General features: G+C 65.9%; 19 protein-coding genes. 16 read left to right on the top strand and 3 right to left on the bottom strand.

The annotated features are described in order from the left end of the window. Genes RT131_RS07950 through RT131_RS07940 form a run of 3 tightly spaced genes read right to left on the bottom strand, consistent with a single transcriptional unit; the run spans position 1 to position 3,880 of the window. Entirely contained in the window at positions 1-1,122 is a 1,122-nt protein-coding gene (locus RT131_RS07950; RefSeq protein WP_313171826.1) for an ABC transporter permease, read from the bottom strand. Further along, positions 1,122-2,882 carry an ATP-binding cassette domain-containing protein gene (locus RT131_RS07945; RefSeq protein WP_313171824.1) on the bottom strand — a complete coding sequence of 587 codons (1,761 nt, stop codon included), beginning with the start codon at positions 2,880-2,882 and terminating at the stop codon, positions 1,122-1,124. The genes RT131_RS07950 and RT131_RS07945 overlap by 1 nt, the downstream gene beginning before the upstream one ends. Beyond that, positions 2,882-3,880, bottom strand: coding sequence for a biotin/lipoyl-binding protein (locus RT131_RS07940; RefSeq protein ID WP_313171822.1), 999 nt, complete (start codon positions 3,878-3,880; stop codon positions 2,882-2,884). Before RT131_RS07940 ends, RT131_RS07945 begins: the two co-directional genes overlap by 1 nt. 110 nt (positions 3,881-3,990) lie before the next feature. Between RT131_RS07940 and RT131_RS07935 the strand changes: the two genes are divergently transcribed. From RT131_RS07935 to RT131_RS07860, 16 genes are all read left to right on the top strand, one after another. After that, positions 3,991-4,677: a CerR family C-terminal domain-containing protein gene (locus RT131_RS07935; protein ID WP_313171820.1), complete on the top strand. Its 687-nt coding sequence runs from the start codon at positions 3,991-3,993 to the stop codon at positions 4,675-4,677. 154 nt (positions 4,678-4,831) lie between these two features. Beyond that, positions 4,832-5,101, top strand: a complete 270-nt coding sequence (locus tag RT131_RS07930) for a flagellar biosynthetic protein FliQ (protein WP_282269983.1) — start codon at positions 4,832-4,834, stop codon at positions 5,099-5,101. A gap of 4 nt (positions 5,102-5,105) precedes the next feature. Beyond that, the gene (fliR, locus tag RT131_RS07925; protein ID WP_313171817.1) at positions 5,106-5,897 is read left to right on the top strand and encodes a flagellar biosynthetic protein FliR; all 792 of its coding nucleotides are present in this window, start codon (positions 5,106-5,108) and stop codon (positions 5,895-5,897) included. A 169-nt stretch (positions 5,898-6,066) separates the two neighbouring features. Continuing rightward, positions 6,067-8,187 (top strand): EAL domain-containing protein, encoded by a 2,121-nt coding sequence (locus tag RT131_RS07920; protein WP_313171815.1) that lies wholly within the window; start codon positions 6,067-6,069, stop codon positions 8,185-8,187. 273 nt (positions 8,188-8,460) lie between these two features. After that, entirely contained in the window at positions 8,461-9,591 is a 1,131-nt protein-coding gene (gene flhB / locus RT131_RS07915) for a flagellar biosynthesis protein FlhB (RefSeq protein ID WP_313171813.1), read from the top strand. Then, positions 9,588-11,696, top strand: coding sequence for a flagellar biosynthesis protein FlhA (gene flhA, locus RT131_RS07910; RefSeq protein ID WP_313171811.1), 2,109 nt, complete (start codon positions 9,588-9,590; stop codon positions 11,694-11,696). The genes flhB and flhA overlap by 4 nt, the downstream gene beginning before the upstream one ends. Before the next feature lie 152 nt (positions 11,697-11,848). Beyond that, positions 11,849-13,678, top strand: coding sequence for a flagellar biosynthesis protein FlhF (gene flhF, locus RT131_RS07905; RefSeq protein WP_313171809.1), 1,830 nt, complete (start codon positions 11,849-11,851; stop codon positions 13,676-13,678). Beyond that, complete coding sequence (locus RT131_RS07900) at positions 13,665-14,549, top strand: MinD/ParA family protein (protein WP_057628672.1); 885 nt, start codon at positions 13,665-13,667, stop codon at positions 14,547-14,549. Before flhF ends, RT131_RS07900 begins: the two co-directional genes overlap by 14 nt. Then, entirely contained in the window at positions 14,546-15,295 is a 750-nt protein-coding gene (locus tag RT131_RS07895) for an RNA polymerase sigma factor FliA (RefSeq protein ID WP_313171806.1), read from the top strand. The genes RT131_RS07900 and RT131_RS07895 overlap by 4 nt, the downstream gene beginning before the upstream one ends. Before the next feature lie 13 nt (positions 15,296-15,308). After that, positions 15,309-15,701, top strand: coding sequence for a chemotaxis response regulator CheY (gene cheY / locus RT131_RS07890; RefSeq protein ID WP_303749801.1), 393 nt, complete (start codon positions 15,309-15,311; stop codon positions 15,699-15,701). Next, the gene (locus RT131_RS07885; RefSeq protein ID WP_313171802.1) at positions 15,701-16,321 is read left to right on the top strand and encodes a protein phosphatase CheZ; all 621 of its coding nucleotides are present in this window, start codon (positions 15,701-15,703) and stop codon (positions 16,319-16,321) included. The genes cheY and RT131_RS07885 overlap by 1 nt, the downstream gene beginning before the upstream one ends. Positions 16,322-16,324: 3 nt before the next feature. After that, a complete protein-coding gene (locus RT131_RS07880; protein ID WP_313171800.1) occupies positions 16,325-18,190 on the top strand; it encodes a chemotaxis protein CheA in 1,866 nt (621 codons plus the stop codon). 246 nt (positions 18,191-18,436) lie between these two features. Further along, positions 18,437-19,177 carry a flagellar motor protein gene (locus tag RT131_RS07875; protein ID WP_313171798.1) on the top strand — a complete coding sequence of 247 codons (741 nt, stop codon included), beginning with the start codon at positions 18,437-18,439 and terminating at the stop codon, positions 19,175-19,177. Positions 19,178-19,180: 3 nt separating this feature from the next. Next, entirely contained in the window at positions 19,181-20,128 is a 948-nt protein-coding gene (gene motD / locus RT131_RS07870; RefSeq protein WP_313171796.1) for a flagellar motor protein MotD, read from the top strand. After that, the gene (locus RT131_RS07865) at positions 20,128-20,910 is read left to right on the top strand and encodes a ParA family protein (protein WP_313171794.1); all 783 of its coding nucleotides are present in this window, start codon (positions 20,128-20,130) and stop codon (positions 20,908-20,910) included. Before motD ends, RT131_RS07865 begins: the two co-directional genes overlap by 1 nt. Next, a complete protein-coding gene (locus RT131_RS07860) occupies positions 20,907-21,887 on the top strand; it encodes a chemotaxis protein CheW (RefSeq protein ID WP_313171793.1) in 981 nt (326 codons plus the stop codon). The genes RT131_RS07865 and RT131_RS07860 overlap by 4 nt, the downstream gene beginning before the upstream one ends. Positions 21,888-22,056: the final 169 nt, after the last annotated feature.

Genomic DNA, 22,056 nt, shown 5'->3' with positions numbered 1-22,056 from the left:
CTACACCAGCCTCTTGCGCAGCTTGGAGCGGGTACCCGCAAACAACAACAGCGCGTACAGCAACAGGATGGCCGACTTCTGCAGGAACAGCGGCCAGTTATCGCCGGTCAGGAACAGCGACTTGATCAGCCCCATGAAATGCGTGGCCGGCAGCAACTGGCTGATGACCTGCACCGCCACCGGCATGTTGCGCAGGTCGAACACGAAGCCGGACAGCATCAACGCCGGCATGAAACTGGTCAGCAGTGCCACCTGGCTGGCCTGGAACTGGTTGCGGGTGACCGCCGATATGAACAGACCCAGCAGCAGTGATACGGCCAGGTAGAGCAGCGAGCTGATCACGATCGCCAGCAGCGAACCGCGCATCGGCACCTCGAACAGGAAGCGTGCTGTCAGCAGGCAGATCCCCAGGTTGATCGCGCCGATACCGAGATACGGCAGCAGTTTGGCCAGCACCAGTTCGGTTGGCCGCACCGGCGTCACGAACACTGCTTCCAAGGTGCCGCGCTCCCATTCCCGGGCGACCAGCAGCGAGGTCAGGAAGGCGCCGATCAAGGTCATCACCAGAACGATCAAGCCCGGCACCAGATACCAGGTACTGGTGCTTGCCTCGTTGAACCACATGCGCTGGATCACATTGACGCCGCCGCCCGCACTGCTGCCGCCTTGCCGATCGAATGTGGTTTGCAGCTGCGTCGCCAATGCGCCGCCCACATAACCTTCCAAGGTCCGCGCGGTATTGGCATCCACGCCATTGAGGATCAGCTGCACCTGCGCATTTCCATCCGCCATGCGCCGGCTGAAATCTACCGGCACATGCACGATGCCGCCGACCTTGCCTTGCCGCATCAAGTCCACCGCGGCGCTCATGTCACGGACCTGCACCGGCGCCAGATACGCCGAGCCCTGCAGCCCTGCGACCAGCGATTGCGTAGTCGGCGAGTGCTCATCCAGCACCACCGCAACCGGCGCGTGGCTGACATCGAACGACAGCCCGTAGCCAAACAGCAGGATCAAAGCCGCCGGCAACAACAGTCCCACCGCAAGGCTGCTGCGCTCGCGCAGCATCTGCCGGGTCTCCTTGCGCACCAGCGCCCATAAGCGGGGCAGGAAGCCGGACATCACGCGGCCCTGCCGCTTGCAGTGGCACTGCGCTGCGCGCGGCCCTGCTCGACTATGCCAATGAAGGCGGCATTCATGTCGATCCCATCACCACGGGCCTGCTCACGCACCTGCTGCGGCGTTCCCAGCGCAAGCAGTTCGCCCGCGTCCTGGATCGCGATGCGGTCGCAGTACTCGGCCTCCTCCATGAAGTGGGTGGTGACGATGATGGTCACGCCCTGCCGCGCCAGCTCGGTGATGGTGCGCCAGAAGGCGCGCCGTGCCAGTGGGTCGATGCCACTGGTCGGTTCATCCAGGAACAGGATCTCCGGCGCATGCAGCAAGCCCACCGCCATTGCCAGTCGCTGTTTGTAGCCTGCCGGCAAGTCGCCACTGCGCGCATCCGCCTGCAGGTCGAAGCGTTTGATGGCATCGGCAACACGCCCGCGCAGTTGCGTGCCGCCAAGACCATAGGCACCGCCGAAGAACTCCAGGTTCTCACGCACACTCAAATTGGCGTACAGCGCGAATTTCTGAGAGACATAGCCGATGCGTGCGCGGGCCTGGGCTCGGGCAGTGCGCAGATTCAGGCCGGCCACTTCCAGATGCCCGCTGCTGGCCGGCAACAGACCGCAGAGCATGCGGAAGGTAGTGGTCTTGCCGGCACCATTGGGGCCGAGCAGGCCAAAGATCTCGCCGCGGTGCACATCGAAACTGGTGCTGGCCACCGCGGTGAAATCACCGAAGCGACGCACCAGGTCGCGCACCACGATGACCGGCGCATCATCCTGCGGGATCCTGCTTGCTGTGACTTCGGCCGCCGGCAGCGATGCGGGCGTCTCCTGCGCGCGCAGCAGCATCATGAAGGCGTCTTCCAACTCCGCCGGTCGTCGGCTCGGCTGCTCGCCTTGCAGCACTGCAGCGATATCCGACGGCGCCACACCAGGCTGCAGGATGAAACGCACGGAACCGGCGCGCGGCACCGCATCCAGCACGTGCCGGGTATCGTCGATCAGCTGCGCCTGCAGGTCGCGCGGCTGCCGCGTCGGCACGGGCGCTACCGCCCAGGTCAGGCCCTGTGCCTTGTCGGTCAGCGCGGCAGGATTGCCCTGCGCCAACAAGCGCCCCTGATGCAACACGAAGATCTGCTCGCAGCGCTCAGCCTCGTCCATGTAAGCCGTGCTGACCAGCACGCTGAGCTGCTCCTCCTGCACCAGCTGCTGGATGATCTTCCACAGTTCGCGCCGCGACAGCGGGTCCACACCGACGCTGGGCTCGTCCAGCAGCAACAGCTGCGGTGAACGCACCAGGGTGCAGGCCAGGCCCAGCTTCTGCTTCATGCCACCTGACAACTTGCCGGCCGGGCGTTGCCTGAATGCAGCAAGGTCGGTCATCTGCAGCAGGCGTTCGAAGCGCGCATGGCGTTCGTCCGCAGGCACACCATGCAGATCCGCGTACAGATCCAGGTTCTCCTGCACGCTGAGGTCTTCATACAGGCCAAAGCGCTGCGGCATGTAGCTGATGCAGTCCTGCACCTGCTGCGGCTGGCTTGCCACGTCATGGCCCAGCACCTGCAGCTGGCCAGAATCGGCGCGCAGCAAACCGGCAACCATGCGCAAAAAGGTGGTCTTGCCGGCACCATCCGGCCCAACCAGCGCGGTCAACTCGCCCTTGCGCATGCTCAGGGAAACCCCCGCCAGCGCCTCCAGCTGCCCGCCACCGGCGGCCGGGAAACACTTGCGCAGGTCGACCGCGACAACCGTGGCAGCGGCCGCTTCCATCAGCGTGCCGCTTCCTGCAGGCGCACGCTCACCGGCTGACCCAGACGCAGCTGATCCTGCGGATCCTCGACCACCACGCGCACCTCGTAGACCAGGCTGGTGCGCAGCTCTTCGGTCTGTACGGACTTCGGGGTGAACTCGGCCACCGAGGAGATGAAGCCGACTTTGCCCGCCACCGGCTTGTCGGGGTGGCTATCGCTCGTCACCTGCGCGAGCTGGCCACTGCGGATACGACCGAGCTCGGTCTCGCTGGCAAAAACCCGCACCCACTTCGGCTGCGTCAACGCCAGCGCGAACGCCGTGCGTTGCGGACCGGCCATGTCGCCGACTTCCACCAGCCGCGAGCGCACCACCGCTGCCACCGGCGCCTTCAGCTGGCCTTGCGCGATCTGGTGCTGCAGCAAGGCGAGCTGGGCATCGGCCGCCCGCAGTTGCGCCTCGGCTGCCGCGATGTCTTCCTTGCGCGGGCCTTGCTGCACCAGCGCCAGTGCCTGTTGCTGCAGTTCGGCAGTCGCTGCCGCCACTTTCGCCACGCTACGCGCGCGGTCCATTTCCTGCGCGCTTACACCTCGACCGTCCGTCGCGCTGGCCACGCCTTGCAAGCGCTGCAGATCCTGCGCTGCACGCGCTGCATCGGCCTGCGCTGCGGCCAGCTGGCTCCTGGCCTGCACGACTTCCTGCGGCCGCGCGCCGTTGTGCAGGCGCGCCACGGTCTGCCGCTGCGTCTCGATCTGTGCCTTGGCTTGGTCTGCCTGCAGTTGCAGGGTGCGGGTGTCGAGCGTGGCCAGCACATCGCCGGCCTTGACCGTATCGCCTTCCTCTACCCGCACTTCCTGCACCCGGCCACTGCCATCGAAGGCAAGCGACACCTGGCGGATGTCCACATTGCCCTGCAACTGCAGGCCATTGCCAGCCGGCTCATCACGGCTGCTCCACCACAGCAGCAGCACGACCAACAACACAACGGCGGCTACCACGACAAGAACAGGCTTCTTCATCAGGACGCTTCCGCAAGCAGGACTGGATCTGCCGAACAGCCTAGTTCAAATTAAATTTAATTTAAAGTAATGCTGGCCGGGGCGATGAAGCAGGCTAAACTTGCCATGCAATGAGCACACAGAAAACCATCCCACGCGGACCACGCACCGACGGCGAGGCCACCCGCGCCCGCCTGCTGGAGGCGGCCGGCCAGCTGTTCTCGCAACAGGGCTTTGCCGAAACCACCAGCAAGGCGGTGGCCCTGCTGGCCGCTGCCGACCTGGCATCCATCAACTACCACTTCGGCAGCCGCAACGGCCTGTACCAGGCGGTGCTGTTGGAAGCGCACCGGCAGCTGCTTGACCTTGACGACCTGCAGCGCATCGCCGGCAACGCGATGAGCGCGGAACAGCGTCTATATGAATTGCTCGCTGGTCTGGTCCAGCGCGCCCAGCAACCCGAGGCCTGGGCACCGCGCGTGCTGGCACGCGAACTGCTGGCCCCCTCCTCGCACCTGCAGGTGCTGATGGAAGAAGCGGTTCCGCCGAAGATGATGGAGGTTGCGCAGATTCTCAGTGAGATCGCCGGCATCCCCGCCAACGAGCCGGCCCTGCTGCGCTGCCTGCTGAGCGTCGCCGCGCCGTGCATGATGTTGATCGTGGTCGGTCGTGGCGTGCTAGGCCCGCTGCAGGCAGTGGTGCAAGGCCCATCGCAGCCGCTGCTGGAGCATCTGCACCGCTTTGCGATCGCAGGCCTGCAGGCGGTCGGCGCGGACTACCGCAGCAAGCCTACGGCTGTGGATGTGGGAGCGGCGTAAGCCGCGAAGCCGAGATAAGTTAGTCACCGGCTGGGCTACGATCTGATCGAACATCAGCTTCGCGGCTGACGCCGCTCCCACAAGTCAGGTTTGGGGTGCCCCCGCCAAAAACCCGCCGCCAACGCTGTGGCACCGCTCTTGCATCTGCTCCGGCATGAGTCCCGAACTTGCCCTTACCGAACTCCGCGGCGGCCTGGTTGCCACCTTGTGGATCGCCGGTCCCTTGCTACTTGTCGTGCTGGTCGTCGGCGTGGTGGTCGGCGTCATCCAGGCCGCTACCCAGATCAACGAGCCGACCATTGCCTTTGTTGCCAAGGCCGCGGCCCTGACCGCGGCGCTGTTTGCGCTGGGCAGCCTGCTGCTGGGTCACCTGGTCGAATTCACCGTCATGTTGTTCCAGCGCATTCCGCACCTGATCGGTTAGCGCGATGGATTCGGTCACCCAGACAGTCATCGACGGCCAACAGGCGTTTGCCATCATCGGCAACACCCTGTGGATCATGCTGCGCATTGGCGCGATGCTGATGGCCATGCCGATGATCGGCACCCGTGCGGTACCGGCGCGGGTGCGGGCGCTGCTGGCGGTGGCACTGTCCGTGGCACTGTCCCCGGTCCTGCCGCCGGTGCCTATCTTCAGCGGCTTTGACTCGATGACTGTGCTCAGCATCCTGCGCGAGGTAGCCGTGGGGGTCAGCATCGGCTTCCTGCTGCGGCTGATCTTCGAAGCCGGCGCCATGGCCGGCGAAATGATCGCGCAGAGCACCGGCCTGGCCTTCGCGCAGATGGCCGACCCGATGCGCGGCGGCAGCTCCGGCGTGATCGGGCAATGGTTCTACCTGATGTTCGGCCTGCTGTTTTTCACCAGCAATGGCCATCTGGCACTGATCTCATTGCTGGTGGACAGCTACAAGGCACTGCCCATCGGCACCGCCCTGCCCGATCCCCATGCGGTCGCTGCCCTGGCTCCCACCCTGGCCCTGCAGATTTTCCGGGGCGCGCTGTCGCTGGCACTGCCCCTGGTGGTGGCGATGCTGGCGATCAACCTGGCCTTTGGCGTCCTTGCCCGCGCGGCACCGGCATTGAACCCGATGCAGCTGGGTCTGCCGGTGGCACTGCTGCTCGGCCTGTCCCTGCTCACCCTGTTGGCCGGGGAAATGGGGCCGCCGGTACAGCGCCTGTTCGACACCGCTTTCGATACGGCACGACAAGTGACAATGTGACGCCCTACACAGCTCTCGTTTTTTGCTTTCACATTGCCTGAAGGACCTATTGCTGGTTTCCTTATAGCCGTGGATAGTCCGGGTACAGCACGGACTGCAGGGGATTGTGGTACCGGCTACGAGATTTCGCTCCCGCGACCGCGGCGCGACAACCTTAGGGAGGGGTTTGATGCTCGTTGGCAGCTACAACCCGTTGTTTGTCGTGCTGTCGATCCTGGTGGCGATCCTGGCCTCGTTCACAGCGCTGGATATGGCCTCGCGGGTATCCGCCTCACAGCCACGCCGCGCGGCGGCCCGCTGGCTGCTGGCCGGCGGCGTCGCCATGGGCGCAGGCATCTGGTCGATGCATTTTGTCGGCATGCTGGCCTTCCGCCTGCCCATTCCACTGGGCTACGACCTGTGGCTGACGGTGGAATCGCTGCTGGTAGCGGTGGCTGCCTCGATATTCGCCTTGTGGCTGGTCTCGCGACCGACCCTGCCACACCTGCGCCTGGCCCTGGGTGCGCTACTGATGGGCCTGGGCATCGCGTGGATGCATTACGTCGGCATGTCCGCACTGAAGATGAATCCGGACATCGATTACGACCGGGTCTGGTTCGCCCTTTCCATCGTGATAGCGGTCGGTGCCTCATGGAGCGCGCTGTATATCGCGTTCCGCCTGCGCACCGCTGAGCACGCCCTACCGCCAAGGCTGATCGCCGCCGCGGTGATGGGCCTGGCCATCGTCGGCATGCACTATACCGGCATGGCGGCGGCGCGCTTCCCGGCCAACTCCGTCTGCACTGCCGCCACCACCGGCGGCGTACCCACCGAATGGCTGGCCGCTTGCGTGGTGCTGCTCACGGTTGGCGTGATGGGTGTAGTGCTGACCATCTCCCTGTTCGAACAGCGCATGCAGGCACGCTTGCTGCATCTGCGAAACTCGATGCTGTCGGCCTCGCTGGACGATGCCCGCAAGGAGTTGTTCCATGCCAGCCAGCACGACTCACTGACCCGCCTGCCCAACCGCCAGCTCTCGCATGAGCGTATCGAACAGCTGCTGCAGGCAGGCCAGCCGTTCGCGGTCATGTCCATCGACCTGGATGGCTTCCGCCATATCAACGGCGCCTTTGGCTCGCAGACCGGCGACGCCGCCCTGGTCGATATCGGCGAACGCCTGCGCCAGCTGCTTCCTGCCGAAGACCTGGTCGGACGCTTGGGTGGCGACCAGTTCGTCATCGCCAGCCAACTGCGCCAGACCGAAGAGTTGGACGCGCTGGCCGAGCGCATCATCCTGGCGGTCAACTCGGTTCGGGTTGGCGGCCGCGAACTGCGCATCACCGCCAGCCTGGGCATCGCCCAGTACCCGCAGGCAGGCAACTCCGCCGCGCAGTTGATCGCGATGGCCGAGACCGCCATGGCGTACGCAAAACAATCCGGGCGCAACACACACGCGGTGTTCGCCGACTGGATGAATGACAACGTCGAGCAGGACCGGCGCCTGCTCGACGACCTGCGCAAGGCCTTGGGCACACCGCAGCTGTCGCTGCATTACCAGCCCCGCGTGCATGCCGACAGCGGCCGCATCAGTGGCGCCGAGGCCCTGATCCGCTGGCGTCATCCCGAACATGGGTTCATCCCGGCAGAACGCATCATCCGTCTCACCGAGCAGAGCGGGCTGATGGACGTAATCGGCAACTGGGTACTGGATGAGGCCTGCCGGCAGATGCGTTGCTGGCAGGACGCCGGCAACGCCGAATGGCGGGTGGCGGTCAATCTGTCGGGGCGCCAACTGGGCTCGCCGAAACTGATCGATGACGTGCGCTCCGCGTTGGACCGCAACGAACTGGAACCCTCGCGCCTGATCCTTGAGATCAGTGAAGGGGCGGTGATGCGCGACACCGACAACGCCATTTCGGTGCTGCGCAGTGTAGCCGGGCTGGGCGTCGGCATATCGATTGATGACTTCGGCATCGGCGTGTCCAGCCTGCTGCATCTGAAGCGACTGCCTGCCACCGAGATCAAGATCGACCGCGCTTTTGTACTGGCGCTGGAAGAAAGCGACGAAGACGTGGTCATCGTTTCTGCGATCGTCGCGCTCGGCCACGCACTGAACATGGAGATCGTTGCCGAAGGCATCGAGACCCAGGGCCAACGCGCCTATGTGGAACGACTGGGCTGTGACCATCTGCAGGGTTATCTGCTGGGCCGCCCGGTCAGCGCGGAGAATTTCATGCGCCTGCACGGTGGCGATGCCCAGCATGCGGCGCTGGAAGCACGACTGGCCTCGTTCAACGCCAGCCAGGAATAGGCCGTAGTGCCGAGCCATGCTCGGCAAAGGCATTCCCCATAAACCCGAACCTGTAGTGCCGAGCCATGCTCGGCAAGGGGCTTCACCGGTAGAGCCCTTGCCGAGCATGGCTCGGCACTACCTTTGGTTAGCTTGTAAGGCCTCTGCCGAGCATGGCTCGGCACTACCTTTGGGTAGCTTGTAAGGCCTCTGCCGAGCATGGCTCGGCACTACATCCTGGGTTTGGAATGATTTTTGCACGGCCATGGAAGAACCCTTCTTCCATGCCGAGCAATGTCCGAGAACGAACAGGCCGGGGAAAAAACCGAACTCCCCACCGAAAAACGCCTGAAAGAAGCCCGCGACCAGGGCAATATTCCGCGTTCGCGGGAACTGGCCACCGCTGCGGTATTCGTTGCCGCGGTGCTGGCGCTGTACGCCATGGGCGGCTCCATGGGCGGCTCGGCGCGGCAATGGATGAAGGCCGCGCTCTCGCCGGAACCCGGCTTGCTGGACACCCCCAACGCCTTGTTCGGCCACGCCGGCTGGATGCTGCTCAAGCTGATGCTGGCTTTCAGCCCGCTGTTGCTGGTGTGTCTGGCTGCCGGCATGGTGGCCCCGGTACTTATGGGGGGACTGCGTTTTTCCAACAAGGCACTGATGCCCGACCTGAAGCGCATGAATCCGCTCACCGGAATGAAACGCCTGGTTGGCGCCGAGGCATTGGCCGAACTGGTCAAATCGATGCTGCGCGTGGCCTTTGTCGGCACCGCCGCCGGCCTGTGCATCTGGCACGGCGCCGACGGCCTGCGCGGGCTGCTGCACCTGCCACTGGAGAGCGCCATCGGGCGGGGCCTGGGCTTTACCCTCAAGCTGCTGCTGGCCACCGCAGGGGCCATGGCCCTGCTCGCCGCCATCGATGCGCCGTACCAGAAGTGGAACTGGTTGCGAAAGCTGAAGATGACGCGCGAAGAACTGCGCCGCGAGATGAAGGAAAGCGAGGGCAGCCCCGAGGTCAAGGGCCGCATCCGGCAGATGCAGATGCAGCTGTCACAACGCCGGATGATGGAAGCCGTGCCCACGGCCGACGTGGTGCTGGTCAACCCCACCCATTATGCCGTTGCCCTCAAGTACGAGAGCGGGCGCATGAACGCCCCCACCGTGGTCGCACGCGGGGTGGACGAACTGGCCCTGCGCATCCGCCAGGTCGCCGACGGCAACAAGGTCGCCATCGTCTCGGCGCCGCCTTTGGCACGGGCCTTGTATCGGGAAAGCCAACTCGGCAAGGAAATCCCCGTGAGACTGTATTCGGCTGTCGCCCTGGTCCTGTCCTACGTCTACCAGCTGCGCCAATGGCGCGGCGGTCCGATGCCCCAGATGGCAACGATCGATATTGATGAATTCGGCAAGGGAGAAACCCGATGAGCAGCCAGACCTCGGGCCTGTCCGCGCGCCGCGTGCTGGACATGCTGCGCCATGGGCTGGGCGCGCCGCTGATCGTGCTGGCCTTGCTGGCCATGGTGGTGGTGCCGCTGGCCGCGCCGGTGCTGGACGCCCTGTTCACCCTCAACATCGCCATCTCCATGCTGGTGCTGCTGGCCGTGGTGTATGTGAAGCGGCCGCTGGACTTCACCATCTTCCCGATCGTGCTGCTGGTCACCACCATGCTGCGGCTGGCGCTGAACGTGGCTTCCACCCGCGTCATCCTGCTCAATGGCCAGGACGGACATGACGCCGCCGGCAAGGTGATCGCCGCCTTCGGTGAGTTCGTGATCGGCGGCAACTATGCGGTCGGCATCGTGGTGTTCGCGATCCTGACCATCATCAACTTCGTGGTCATCACCAAGGGCGCCGGACGCGTGTCGGAAGTCACCGCACGCTTCATCCTGGATGCCATGCCCGGCAAGCAGATGGCGATCGACGCCGACCTCAACGCCGGTTTGCTGACGCGCGAGGAAGCCAAGGTCCGCCGCGAGGAAGTCCGCGAGGAAGCCGACTTCTATGGCGCGATGGACGGTGCCAGCAAGTTCATCCGCGGCGATGCCATCGCCGGCATCCTGATCCTTTTCATCAACATGCTTGGCGGCCTGGCCGTGGGCGTGCTGCAGCACGACATGGCCTTCGGCGACGCCGCGGCCACCTATACGCTGCTGTCGATCGGTGACGGCCTGGTGGCGCAGCTGCCGGCACTGCTGGTTTCCAGCGCGGTGGCCATGCTGGTCACCCGCGCCTCGCGCTCGCAGGACATGAGCGAAGCGATGATGGGCCAGGTGTTCGGCCAGTACCGCGCACTGGCCATCACTGCCGGCATCATTGGTCTGGTCGGCCTGGTACCGGGCATGCCCAACCTGGCTTTCCTCAGCCTGGCCGCGATCCTTGGCTTCATCGCCTGGAAACTGTGGCGGCGTGAGACCAGCGCTGCCGCCAAGACCACCGCCAACGAAACCGCCGCCAGCGAAGGCGGCCTGAACGCACTGGGCCAGCCGCAGCCGGCCCCCAACGCCGAACTGACCTGGGACGAACTGCGCCCGGTCGATCCGCTCGGCCTGGAAGTCGGCTACCGGCTGATTCCGCTGGTCGACAAGGCCCAGGGCGGCGAGTTGATGACGCGCATCAAGGGCGTGCGCCGCAAACTCACCCAGGACCTGGGTTTCCTGATTCCGCCGGTCCATATCCGCGACAACCTGGAGCTCCCGGCCACCCACTACCGCCTGCTGATCCATGGCGTGCCGGTCAGCACCGCCGACATCCACCCGGACCGCGAACTGGCACTGGACCCCGGCAGCGCGATGGGCAAGCTGGAGGGCATTGCCGGCAAGGACCCGGCATTCGGCCTGGACGCCACCTGGATCCAGCCCCACCAACGCGCACATGCCGAATCGCTGGGCTACACCGTGGTCGATCCGGCCACCGTGGTTGCCACCCACCTGTCGCACCTGATCCGCGAGCACGCCCCGGAGCTGCTGGGTCACGAGGAAGTGCAGCAGTTGCTGGCCACACTGGCCAAGAGCGCCCCGAAGCTGGCCGAAGACCTTTCGCCCAAGGCGCTGCCACTGTCCACCGTGGCCCGCGTGCTGCAGAACCTGCTGGTCGAGCGCATCCCCATCCGCCAGCTGCGCAAGATCGCCGAAGCCCTGGTCGAAGCCGCACCGACCACCCAGGACGCCGCCACGCTCACCGCCGCGGTACGCAACACGCTCGGCCGCTTCATCGTGCAGGAAATCGCCGGCTCCTCGCCGGAGCTGCCGGTATTCACCCTCAACCCGCAATTGGAACGCGTCTTGCAGGAGTCAACACAAGGCAATGGCGCCGCACTGGAACCTGGTCTCGCCGAACGCCTCCACCAAAGTCTTGCCGATTGCGTCGGCAAGCAGGAGGCCCGCAACGAGCCGGCTGTAGTGCTGGTACCGGCCCCGGTACGCGCCGCGCTGGCGCGCCTGGTCCGCCACAGCGTGCCCTCGCTGTCGGTCCTGGCCTACAGCGAAGTGCCGGAAGACAAACGCCTGAAACTGGTCGGCACGATCAGCTGAGGCAGCCCGAAAGCCGACGCCGGCAGCCATGCCGGTGACGGAAACCAGACACCTGCTGCACCGCACCCATTCCGCAAGAAGGAGCCCGCCACGTCATGTTCGACATCGCCAACGCCACTCCTTCGCCGCAGCCCCACTCCCGGTACCAAAGCATGAAAATCAAACGTTTCGTCGCCGCTGACATGCGCACCGCCATGAACCTCGTGCGCAAGGAGCACGGCCCCGACGCCGTGATCCTGTCCAACCGACGGATCGAGGAAGGTGTCGAGATCGTGGCGGCCGCGCACTACGACGAAACCGCAGTGAAGCAGGCGCTGGAAGCCAGCCGCCCGGCACCGCCGGCACCGGCCAAGCCGCGCAGCGCCGCCGAAGCCATCATGGCCGCGATGACCCGCCGCAAGGCACCCGAGCCGGAGCCCGTCACCGCCACCACCTCGGCCGTCGCCGCTTTGGCACGCTCGGCGGTTGGCGCCACCGGCCGCTCCATCGACAACAGCATCGAACTGGCACCGGGCAGCCGCTTTGCTGGCCTGCTCAAGTCCGCCGACGTTGAACCGGTTGCTCCGCGCGCCCCGGCTCCCCAGACCTTCTACGCCACACAGCCGGCCAGCGCCGACGAACTGCCGATCGTGCCGGCTTTCCGTCCCGTCGGCAGCGCCGCGGCGGTCGCCCCCCTGGCCTCCGCACCTGCCGTCACCCAGCAGGCCAGCTTTGCCGACGCCATCGCCGCCGTCACCATCGAGGCGCCCGCACCGATGGAACGCGCACGCTTCGTCATCGATCCGCCGATGCCGGAGCCGGAGTTGCAGCAGCCGATCGCTGCCGTCGCCGTTCCAGCAATTGCTGTCGCACCGGTGTTCAACCCTGCCCCGGTCGCCGTGGCCCCCGTCGCTGTCGCGCCCGCAATCGAGGCAATCGCAGCCCCGGTCGCTGCGGCAGCAGCCATCGCCGCCGTCGCTAGCCCGCAGCCGGCGGAAGCGTCGGTGACCAGCGCTGCTGAAGCCACCGAAACTGCGGCCGCCGCCACCTCCCCGGTGAGCGCAGTGACCAGCGCACCGGTGATCATCGCCCGCGACGACGAACAGCTCAGCCAGCTGCGCCAGGAAGTGGCCGGCATGCGCCACCTGATCGAGCGCGAGATGAACCGCTTCACCGACGAGCGGCTGCGCGGCAGCGCGGTGCGCGCCAATGCACTGGACCTGATGGATGAGTACGGCTTCGACGCCGGCCTGGCCCGCGACGTCGCCACCCAGATTCCGGCCGACATCGACCCCAGCCGCGCCCGCGGACTGATGCTGGGCCTGATCTCCAAGAAGTTGCCGATCGCCCCGGTCGACCCGATGGAAACCGGCGGCGTGATCGCCCTGGTCGGCCCCACCGGTGCCGGCAAGACCACCACCATTGCCAAGCTGGCCTCGCGTTTCGCCGAAGCCCATGCCGCCCGCGACGTGGCCCTGGTCACCACCGACACCCAGCGCATCGGCGCCCGCGAGCAGCTGTACGGCTTCGGCCGCCAGCTCGGCATCGCCGTGCACGAGGCCAATAGCGGCACCGACCTCAACCAGCTGCTGCAGAAGCTGGCCGACTACAAGCTGGTGCTGATCGACACCGCCGGCCTGGGCCAGCGCGATCGTGCCCTCACCGCCCAGCTGCAGTGGCTGCGCGCCGCCGGCCAGATCCGCACCCTGCTGGTACTGCCGGCCAACACCGCCTTCCAGGACATGGACGAAGTGGTCCGCCGCTTCAGCGCCGCCAACCCGCAGGGCGTGGTGCTGACCAAGCTGGACGAGACCGGCCGCTTCGGTTCGGCCCTGTCAGTGGCGGTCGATCACCGCCTGCCGATCACCTGGGTGACCGACGGCCAGGACGTCCCGGAAGACCTTTATCGGGCCTCTGCCGCAAATCTTGTACTCCGCCTTGAAGATTTGCGCCGCGCGGCCGATATGCCCTGCAACACGGAGTTGAACAATGCAGTCGCGTGAGTACGCCAAGCTGACCAACACCTTTCCGCTGTCGGCAACCCGGCACGAACCGGCCGGTCCGGTACGCACCATCGCGGTGACGGGCGGCAAGGGTGGCGTAGGTAAAACCAATGTCTCGGCCAACCTGGCCGTGGCACTGGCAGGCATGGGCAAACGCACCCTGCTGCTCGACGCCGACCTGGGCCTGGCCAACATCGACGTGGTGCTGGGCCTGCAGCCCAAGCACACCCTGGCCGACCTGGTCGCCGGGCGCGCCACGCTGGAAGAAGTCATCATCGAAGGCCCGAACGGCGTGCTGGTCGTGCCCGCCGCCTCCGGCCGTCGGCACATGGCCGAATTGCAGCCGGCCGAGCATGTGGGCCTGGTCAACGTGTTCTCGGAGCTGGAACGCGACCTCGATGTGATGATCATCGACACCGCGGCCGGCATCACCGACAGCGTGCTGACCTTCTGCCAGGCCGCCCAGGACACCGTGGTCGTGGTCTGCGACGAGCCGGCCTCGATCACCGACGCCTATGCGCTGATCAAGGTGCTCTCGCGCGAACGCGGCGTGGACCGTATCCAGGTCGTGGCCAACATGGTCCGCGACCCGAACGAAGGCCGCGCCCTGTATGAAAAGCTGGTGCGGGTCTGCGAGAAGTTCCTGATCGATGTCTCGCTGAACTACCTGGGCTGCGTGCCGCAGGACGACTGGTTGCGTCTGTCGGTGCAGCGCCAGCAGCCAGTGGTGAAGCTCTACCCTTCCGCGCCAGCCTCGCTGGCGATCAATGAAATCGCCCGTCGCACCGCGCGCTGGCAAGCCCCAACCGCCCCGCGCGGCGGCGTTGAGTTCTTCCTGGAACGCATCATCCAGCAGAAGGTGAAGGCATGAACAATGCAGCCGCTCACTATCGTGAAGTCCAGCGCAGCGCGGCCAATGACTGCATCGCCCGCCACGCCGACCTGGTACGCCGCATCGCCCATCACCTGGCCGCGCGCCTGCCGGCCAGCGTCGAAGTCGACGATCTGATCCAGGCCGGCATGATGGGCCTGATCGAAGCCTCGCGCAGCTATGACGCCGAACAGGGTGCATCGTTCGAGACCTATGCGTCGATCCGTATCCGCGGCTCGATGATCGATGAGATCCGTCGCGGCGACTGGGTGCCGCGCTCGGTGCACCGCCGCGCCCGCGATGCCGCCGCCACCATCCGCCGGCTCGAGCAAAGTTCCGGCCGCGCGGCCAGTGCCAGTGAAGTGGCCGAGGCAATGGAGCTGCCGCTACCCGAATACATGCGGCTGGTCGAAGACGCCTCGCGCGGCCAGGTGCTGAGCCTGGAATCACGCATCGAAGACCAGGGCGAGTTGGACACCCCGACTACCGGTGGGCCCACCCCGCAGCAGGTTCTTGAGCGCAGCCAGTTCGGCACCGAGCTGGGCAAGGCCATCGGCCAATTGCCCGAGCGCGAACAGCTGGTGCTGTCGCTGTACTACGAACAGGAATTGAACCTGAAAGAAATCGGCGCGGTATTGGGCGTCAGCGAATCCCGCGTCTGTCAGATCCACGGCCAGGCCATGCTGCGTCTGCGTGGCCGACTGAAGATTTTCGAGGCGGCCGACGCCGGCCTCGAGGAACCATGAAGAGGAAAGCCTTTTGAACAAGAACATGCGCATCCTGATCGTTGACGACTTCTCGACGATGCGTCGCATCGTCAAGAACCTGCTCGGCGATCTGGGCTTCACCAATACCGCCGAAGCCGAGGACGGGCATGCCGCGCTGTCATTGCTGCAGAGCCAGCCGTTCGATTTCGTCGTCACCGACTGGAACATGCCGGTGATGACCGGCATCGAGCTGCTCAAGGCGATCCGCAATGACGCCAAGCTCAAGACCTTGCCGGTACTGATGGTTACCGCCGAGGCCAAGCGCGAGCAGATCATCGAGGCCGCGCAGAGCGGCGTGAACGGCTACATCATCAAGCCCTTCACCGCGCAGACGCTGGAAGAGAAGCTGGGCAAGATCTTCGAACGCCTGGCAGCGAGCGCCTGATGGACCGCCTCGGGGAAGCATTGAGCGACAAATCGGCCCTGGTGCAGCGCCTGCAGGACGCACTGGCAGCATTGGAAAGTGGCGATGAGGCTGGCTGGCGCCGGGAAATCGACGCACTCGCCGCCCTGCGCGCGCAGCCGATGATGTCCGGCCTGGGACGGCTCGCCCGTGAACTCGGACAGGCCCTGGGCGAACTGCCCAGCGTGCCCAGCGAAGCCGGTGAACTGGACGATGCCTGCGCACGTCTGGATCACGTCGTGCAGATGACCGAGCAGGCCACCCATCGCACGCTCGACCTGGCTGAAGAATGCCGGGCGCTGACCGAGCGTCTGCGTGCGGATGGGCTCAACGCCGAGCAGGGTGAGATTCTCGAACGCATCCGCCACAACCTCACCGAAGTCGCGCTGACCCAGAGCTACCAGGACCTGACCGGGCAGATCATCCGCCGTGTGGTTGGCATCGTCCGCCGCGTGCACGAAGGGTTTGGTGCGCTCGGTCTGCCGCCGCCGGAAGAAGACGCACGCAACCATGGCCTGGCCGGTCCCGCCGTCAATGGCCTGGACCGCCATGCCGTTTCCCAGGTCGACGCCGACGATCTGCTCTCGGACCTGGGGCTGTAAGCCATGAGTGCTTTTGCCGACGACATCGCCGCCGACTTCATCCTCGAAGCGCAGGAGATCCTGGATCGTCTCGGCGAGCAGCTGGTGACGCTGGAGCAGGCACCGCACGACAGCGACCAGCTCAACGCCGTGTTCCGTGGTTTCCACACCCTCAAGGGCGGCGCCGGTTTTCTGGCGATCACGCCAATGGTGGAGCTGTGCCACGCCGCCGAGGAAACCCTGGGCATGGCCCGCGCCGGCAAGGCCGAACTGCTGGCGCATCATTTCGATGCCGCCCAGCAATCGCTGGACTGGCTGCAGGCCATGCTCGACGCGGTGTCTTCCGGCACCGATCCAGAGCACGCGCCCGCCGCGCTGATCGCGCAGTTCGATGTCGGTACCGCCGCGGCCGTTGCCGCGCCGCAGCCGACCGCGGTCGCCGTCGATGCGGGTGACAGCGACCTGATCAGCGAAGACGAGTTCGAGGCCCTGCTCAACGAACTGCATGGCAGCGGCACACCCGGCGCCCAGCCCATCGCCGCCAGCAAGGCCGGCGATGACCTGATCGACGAGGACGAATTCGAGGCACTGCTGGACAAGCTGCACGGGGGCGCGGCGCCCGGTGCCGTCGCCGTGCAGCCCATTGCGGCCACGCCGCCGAAACCGAAGCCGGCACCCGCGACGCCCGCCCGGCCTGCGCCCGCGGCTGCCAAGCCGGCCGCTGCAAAGGCCGCCGAGCCCGAGCACACCGTGCGCGTGGATACCAAGCGCCTGGACGCCATCGTCAATCTGATCGGCGAACTGGTGCTGGCGCGCAATCGGCTCAAGACCCTGCGCACGCGCCTGAAAGACGAAGAACTGGACCGTGCGGTTTCCACCCTGGACATCGCCACCGCGCGCCTGCAATCGGCGGTGATGCGCACCCGCATGCAGCCGGTTGGCAAGGTTTTCTCGCGCTTTCCCAAGGTTGCGCGCGATGTCGCCCGCTCACTGCAGAAGGAAGTCGACCTGGAGCTGATCGGCGCCGATACCGAACTGGACCGCAACCTCGTCGAAGCGCTGGCCGATCCCTTGGTGCACCTGGTCCGCAATGCCATCGACCATGGCGTCGAATCGCCGGAGCTGCGCGAAGCCCAGGGCAAGCCGCGAATGGGCCGGGTACGGCTATCCGCCCAGCAGGAAGGTGACTACGTCAGCATCGAGGTGCAGGACGACGGCGCCGGCATTGACCCGGAACGTCTGCGCGCCAAGGCCCGCGACAAGGGCCTGCTTGACCCGGAAGCCGCCGCCCGCCTGACCAGTGAAGAGTGCCTGCACCTGGTCTTCCTGCCCGGTTTCTCTACCAAGCAGGAAGTCACCGATATATCCGGCCGTGGCGTCGGCATGGACGTGGTGCAGTCGCGCATCCGCGAACTCAGCGGCCAGATCCAGATCCAATCCGAGCTGGGCCGCGGCAGCCGCTTCCTGATCCGCGTGCCATTGACGCTGGCGATCCTGCCCACGCTGCTGGTACAGGCTGGCGAAGACGTCTACGCCCTGCCCTTGGCTCGGGTCATGGAAGTACTGCACGCGCCGGCGACCTCGTTGGGCTGGTTCGACGGTCGCGCGGTGCTGGACCGCAAGTCCCACACTTTGGCCCTGCTCGACCTGCGTCAATGGCTGGGCATCACTCCAGCACCGTCGACCTTGCTGACCATCGTCGTGCTGCAGATGGGCGAAGCCCGCTTCGGCCTGGTGGTGGACCAGGTACGCGGCCGCGAGGAAGTGGTGATCAAACCACTACCGCGCGCCCTGCGCGGCCTCAACGGCTATGCCGGCGCCACCTTGATTGGTGATGGCCGCATGGCACTGATCCTGGATGTGGATGGGCTGCGAGGGGTGCAGGGCTGAGCAATACAGACGCGAGCGGCCTGCAATCTCGCGATCCCGCTAGTCCCCTCTCCCGCCTGCGGGAGAGGGCAGCCCCGCGAAGACGGGGCGGGTGAGGGCCGCTTTCAGCTTTCAAAGCCAGAGCTGCCCTCACCCCAACCCCTCTCCCGCAGGCGGGAGAGGGGCTAACAAAAGCAACAGCGCCTGCAACAACAGCTGCACCGCTCACTGATTCAAGACCGTTACAACGAGGCCGATATACGCACCATGGACCGACTCAGCATCATTGGACTCTTCCTCGCCCTCGCCTCCCTGGTGGGTGGCAGCATCCTCAAAGGCGCCGGCCTGTCCTCGCTGTGGTCACCTGCTGCCTTCGTGATCGTCATTGTCGGCACCCTCGCCGCCATCCTGCTGCACACCTCGCCAGCGGTCTTCAAACATGCCTTCAAGATCGTGCGCTGGGTCATCCGGCCACCGGCCAGTGATCGTCGCGCGCTGGTCCAGCAGATCGTGGACTGGAGCAATATCGCCCGCCGCCAGGGCCTGCTCGGCCTGGAACCGCAGGTGGACCTGCAGGACGACCCGTTCATCCGCAAAGGCCTGCAACTGGTGGTTGACGGTGTCGAGCCAGACACCATCCGCCACATGCTGGAAATCGAGCTCGGCAGCCAGGAGCAACAGGACCTGGCCGCCACCAAGGTGTTCGAAGGCATGGGCATCTACGCGCCCACCCTGGGCATCATCGGTGCCGTGCTCGGCCTGATCGCGGTGATGAAGAACCTGGCCGACCCCAGCAAGTTGGGCCACGGCATTGCCGCCGCGTTCACCGCCACCATCTATGGCATCGCCTCGGCCAACCTGCTGTTCCTGCCAGTGTCGGCCAAGCTCAAGAGCGTGATCGCCAGCAGCTGCCGTGAGCGCGAGATGATCATCGAAGGCCTGATCGCCATTGCCCAGGGGGAGAACCCGCGCAATATCGAAAACAGCCTGGCTGGCTTCGTGAACTGAACCATGGCCCGTCGCAAGCATCACGAAGAGCACGCCAACCATGAAGCATGGGCAATCCCCTATGCCGACCTGATGACGCTGTTGCTCGCGTTCTTCGTGGTGATGTACGCGATCTCCTCCTTGAACGAAGGCAAGTACCGGGTGATGGCCGATGCCCTGACCACCGCCTTCGGTGGCGCACCACGCACCATCACCCAGGTCCAGGTAGGCAACATGCAGATCCAGGGCGGCGGCCACGACACCCCCTCGGTGATCCGCTCGCCCAGCATGACCGGTGGTGCCATGGCCGACCCAACCCAGCTTCCATCGATGGCATCGCATATGCGCATGCCGGTTTCGGCGCACAACCAGGAACAGCTGCAGCGCGCCGAGCGCCAGCTCAACCAGATTGCCGATCGACTCAGCAGATCGCTGGCGCCGCTGGTCAAGCAAGGTGTCATCACCGTGCGCCGCACCGAGCTGTGGATCGAAGTCGAGATCAACAGCGACATCCTGTTCAGCACCGGCTCGGCGGCATTGGACGCAGGCGCACGCAACACCCTGGGTACGCTGGCCGACGTGCTGCTGGATGCACCCAATGGCGTGCGGGTGGAAGGCCATACCGACAATCTGCCTATCGCCACCGCGCAGTTCCCATCCAACTGGGAGTTGTCGGCTGCGCGTGCGGCCAGCGTGGTTCATCTGTTCGCCGACCACGGCGTGCAACCACAGCGGCTGGCGATGGTCGGTTACGGCCAGTTCCGCCCTCGCGAAAGCAATGATGCGCCCGAAGGGCGCAACCGCAACCGGCGGGTGATGGTGATCATCCTCGCCGATTCGGCAGCGGCAGCCGATCTGCCGCCTGCCGGCAACACCACAGCCAGTACCGGCGGCGATGGCGACAGTGGCGGCGCACCCGCCGCGGCCGCTGTGCGCAGCGCGGTACCGGCGGTCATCGAAGGAGTTCAATGATGCGCATCTGGGCCATTGCCAACCAAAAAGGCGGCGTCGGCAAAACCACCACCACTTTGTCGCTGGGGCGCGGCCTTGCCGCCCGCGGACACAAGGTGCTGCTGATCGACCTGGACCCCCATTCCTCCCTGACCCGCGCCTTCGGCGTACCGGTCGAACCGGTACCGCAGGGCGTGCAGGAGCTGTTTGCCGCCCCGCCGCATGAAATCTCTGCGCTGGCCCGCCACAGCGATATTCCCGGGCTGGACTACCTGTGCGCGCAGGCCTCGCTGGCCACGTTGGAACGTCGCAGCGCCAACCAGCCAGGCCTCGGCCTCGCCCTGCAGCAGGCGCTGACCCGCCACGGCGATCAACACGACTACATCCTGCTCGACTGTGCGCCGACACTGGGTCTGCTGATGATCAATGCGCTGGCCGCGGCCGACCGCCTGATCATCCCGACCCAGGCCGAACCCCTGGCCCTGCATGGGCTGGATGGCATGGTCCGTACCGGCGAGATGGTCGAGCGTTCACGCAAGCGCACGCTGCCGATATCGGTGCTGCCGACGCTGTTCGACCGCCGCACCCGTGCCGGCAACGAGACCTTGAAACTGATGCAGGATCGCCACGGCGAACGCGTATGGGAAGACGCGATCCCGATCGACACCCGCATCTGCAACCCCGCTGCGCTGACCGTCCCCCTGCTCGGCGACGATTACCCGGGCCGCGGCATGGCCGCTTACCGTCGGGCGCTGGAATGGCTGCTGCTCAGCGAGGCCGCGCAGCTGGAGCGCGCCGCATGAGCAACGACGTATTGGACGACTATCTCGGCGAACTGCTGCTGGAGGCGGTACCCGCGGCTGCGGTCGCCGCGCCTGCAACGCCAGCCAAACCGGCTGTCGTCGAGGTGCCGGGTGACAGCCCCGAACTGGAAGCGGTGTTCGAAGCCGCGCTGGCCGAAGCGCAGGCCAAGCCCGCCGCTACACCTGCCCCCGTCACGGCAACCATGCCGTCCGGCGACACTGCCGCCTTGCAGGCTGCCTTCGACGACGCGCTGGCGGCCACTACCGCCGCCAATGCAGGTCGCCCCCCCACCTGGGACGACCTGCCCGACGAAGTGATCTACGAGACCGGTCCCGCAGAAAGCCGCAAGTTGGCGCATAGCGACAGCGCCAGCCTGCAGGCCGCGTTTGAAACCGCTGCGGGCTTGCCGGCGAGCCCGGCGCCCCCACCGCGCAGCACCCCCAACGTCCGCGCCCTGGACCCGCCCTCGGCGGACGCACGCCCCAGCACCTGGCAGGAACTGCAGGCGCAGGCACAGCGCCCGGCGAGCAGCCCGCAGCAGCGGCGCGCCGCCGAGCGCAGCTCGCGCTGGCTGCGCTTGCGTTGCGGCCAGCAGACCTATGCGCTGGAACTGCTGAAAGTCCAGGAAGTGGTGTTGCCAGTGCCTCTGCTGGCACTGCGCGGCACCGGCCCCTCGATGCTCGGCATCATGAATCTGCGCGGCCAGGTGGTACCGGTAATGGACCTGTGCCGCCACCTGGACGTGCAGAGCGCGCCGGAGGACTCGCAGACCCGCATCGTCGTACTGGAAGAGAACGGCGAGACCCTGGGCCTGCGCGTGTCGGCGGTTGAAGACGTCGCCAACCTCAACGACTCGCAGATCGAGCCACCGGACACCGCCCGCATCTGCCAGATATCCAACGAGTTGTTCCGTGGCATCGCCCGCGTCGGCCAGCAACCGATGATCCTGCTGGACGCCGGCCGACTGCTGCGCTGATTGCCGCTTCGCCTCCTCCCTTTCATACAGGGAACGGAAGGCAGCAAAGGTAGTGCCGAGCCATGCTCGGCAGAGGCTTTACCAATAAGGCCCCAGCCGAGCATGGCTCGGCTCTACACCGTCAAAAACTATCCCTCCCCAGCCCTCCCCTTCGCTGCGCGAAAGAGAG

Origin of the sequence: Stenotrophomonas sp. (assembly GCF_032066555.1) — a bacterium.
GTDB lineage: Bacteria > Pseudomonadota > Gammaproteobacteria > Xanthomonadales > Xanthomonadaceae > Stenotrophomonas.
Note: the sequence above shows the minus strand (reverse complement) of the source record. Positions and strands in the feature narration are given on the sequence as shown.

Bases quoted from the DNA above. Each gene is read 5' to 3' on its own strand.
- RT131_RS07860 (WP_313171793.1), top strand. From the start codon at position 20,907: ATGAGCAACGACGTATTGGACGACTATCTCGGCGAACTGCTGCTGGAG.
- RT131_RS07945 (WP_313171824.1), bottom strand. From the start codon at position 2,882: ATGGAAGCGGCCGCTGCCACGGTTGTCGCGGTCGACCTGCGCAAGTGT.
- RT131_RS07895 (WP_313171806.1), top strand. From the start codon at position 14,546: ATGAACAATGCAGCCGCTCACTATCGTGAAGTCCAGCGCAGCGCGGCC.
- RT131_RS07940 (WP_313171822.1), bottom strand. From the start codon at position 3,880: ATGAAGAAGCCTGTTCTTGTCGTGGTAGCCGCCGTTGTGTTGTTGGTC.
- RT131_RS07935 (WP_313171820.1), top strand. From the start codon at position 3,991: ATGAGCACACAGAAAACCATCCCACGCGGACCACGCACCGACGGCGAG.
- RT131_RS07885 (WP_313171802.1), top strand. From the start codon at position 15,701: ATGGACCGCCTCGGGGAAGCATTGAGCGACAAATCGGCCCTGGTGCAG.
- flhA (WP_313171811.1), top strand. From the start codon at position 9,588: ATGAGCAGCCAGACCTCGGGCCTGTCCGCGCGCCGCGTGCTGGACATG.
- flhF (WP_313171809.1), top strand. From the start codon at position 11,849: ATGAAAATCAAACGTTTCGTCGCCGCTGACATGCGCACCGCCATGAAC.
- fliR (WP_313171817.1), top strand. From the start codon at position 5,106: ATGGATTCGGTCACCCAGACAGTCATCGACGGCCAACAGGCGTTTGCC.
- RT131_RS07865 (WP_313171794.1), top strand. From the start codon at position 20,128: ATGCGCATCTGGGCCATTGCCAACCAAAAAGGCGGCGTCGGCAAAACC.
- RT131_RS07875 (WP_313171798.1), top strand. From the start codon at position 18,437: ATGGACCGACTCAGCATCATTGGACTCTTCCTCGCCCTCGCCTCCCTG.
- RT131_RS07900 (WP_057628672.1), top strand. From the start codon at position 13,665: ATGCAGTCGCGTGAGTACGCCAAGCTGACCAACACCTTTCCGCTGTCG.
- RT131_RS07880 (WP_313171800.1), top strand. From the start codon at position 16,325: ATGAGTGCTTTTGCCGACGACATCGCCGCCGACTTCATCCTCGAAGCG.
- RT131_RS07950 (WP_313171826.1), bottom strand. From the start codon at position 1,122: ATGTCCGGCTTCCTGCCCCGCTTATGGGCGCTGGTGCGCAAGGAGACC.
- RT131_RS07920 (WP_313171815.1), top strand. From the start codon at position 6,067: ATGCTCGTTGGCAGCTACAACCCGTTGTTTGTCGTGCTGTCGATCCTG.
- motD (WP_313171796.1), top strand. From the start codon at position 19,181: ATGGCCCGTCGCAAGCATCACGAAGAGCACGCCAACCATGAAGCATGG.
- flhB (WP_313171813.1), top strand. From the start codon at position 8,461: ATGTCCGAGAACGAACAGGCCGGGGAAAAAACCGAACTCCCCACCGAA.
- RT131_RS07930 (WP_282269983.1), top strand. From the start codon at position 4,832: ATGAGTCCCGAACTTGCCCTTACCGAACTCCGCGGCGGCCTGGTTGCC.